1 rRNA gene is annotated in these 1233 nt (G+C 50.1%); it reads left to right on the top strand.

Annotation, left to right across the window (positions count from 1 at the left end):
• Nucleotides 1-1233: ribosomal RNA gene (locus tag BMW29_RS13785) — 23S ribosomal RNA — on the top strand; the annotation flags it as partial.

The raw sequence follows: 1233 nt of genomic DNA, 5'->3' as shown, positions 1-1233 counted from the left end.
AGCGAAAGCGAGTCTGAATAGGGCGAATGAGTATGTGGTCGTAGACCCGAAACCAAGTGACCTACCCATGTCCAGGTTGAAGGTGCGGTAATACGCACTGGAGGACCGAACCCACGTATGTTGAAAAATGCGGGGATGAGGTGTGGGTAGCGGAGAAATTCCAATCGAACTTGGAGATAGCTGGTTCTCTCCGAAATAGCTTTAGGGCTAGCCTCGGAATTAAGAATCATGGAGGTAGAGCAACTGTTTGGACTAGGGGCCCTTCTCGGGTTACCGAATTCAGATAAACTCCGAATGCCATTGATTTATATCCGGGAGTCAGACTGCGAGTGATAAGATCCGTAGTCGAAAGGGAAACAGCCCAGACCACCAGCTAAGGTCCCCAAGTTACTGTTAAGTGGAAAAGGATGTGGGGTTGCATAGACAACTAGGATGTTGGCTCAGAAGCAGCCATCATTTAAAGAGTGCGTAATAGCTCACTAGTCGAGTGACCCTGCGCCGAAAATGTACCGGGGCTAAACAGTACACCGAAGCTGTGGATAGAACCTTATGGTTCTATGGTAGGAGAGCGTTCTAAGGGCGTCGAAGCTAGACCGTGAGGACTGGTGGAGCGCTTAGAAGTGAGAATGCCGGTATGAGTAGCGAAAGACGGGTGAGAATCCCGTCCACCGAATGACTAAGGTTTCCTGGGGAAGGCTCGTCCTCCCAGGGTTAGTCGGGACCTAAGCCGAGGCCGATAGGCGTAGGCGATGGACAACAGGTTGATATTCCTGTACCAGTTTGTTTTGTTTGAACAATGGAGGGACGCAGAAGGATAAGGAAAGCGCACTGATGGATATGTGCGTCCAAGCAGTGAGTCTTGACGTGAGTAAAATGCTTGCGACTATAAGGATGAGCTGTGATGGGGAAGGAAATAAAGTACTGAAGTTCCTGATTTCACGCTGCCAAGAAAAGCTTCTAGTTAGAAATAAACTGCCCGTACCGCAAACCGACACAGGTAGTCGAGGAGAGAATCCTAAGGTGTGCGAGAGAACTCTCGTTAAGGAACTCGGCAAAATGACCCCGTAACTTCGGGAGAAGGGGTGCTGACCGCAAGGTCAGCCGCAGTGAATAGGCCCAAGCGACTGTTTATCAAAAACACAGGTCTCTGCAAAATCGAAAGATGACGTATAGGGGCTGACGCCTGCCCGGTGCTGGAAGGTTAAGAGGATGGGTTAGCTTACGCGAAGCTCA

The sequence above is a fragment of the Isobaculum melis genome, from assembly GCF_900111355.1.
GTDB lineage: Bacteria > Bacillota > Bacilli > Lactobacillales > Carnobacteriaceae > Isobaculum > Isobaculum melis.
The sequence above is the reverse complement of the archived record's forward strand: the minus strand, read 5'-3'. Positions and strand labels throughout refer to the sequence as shown.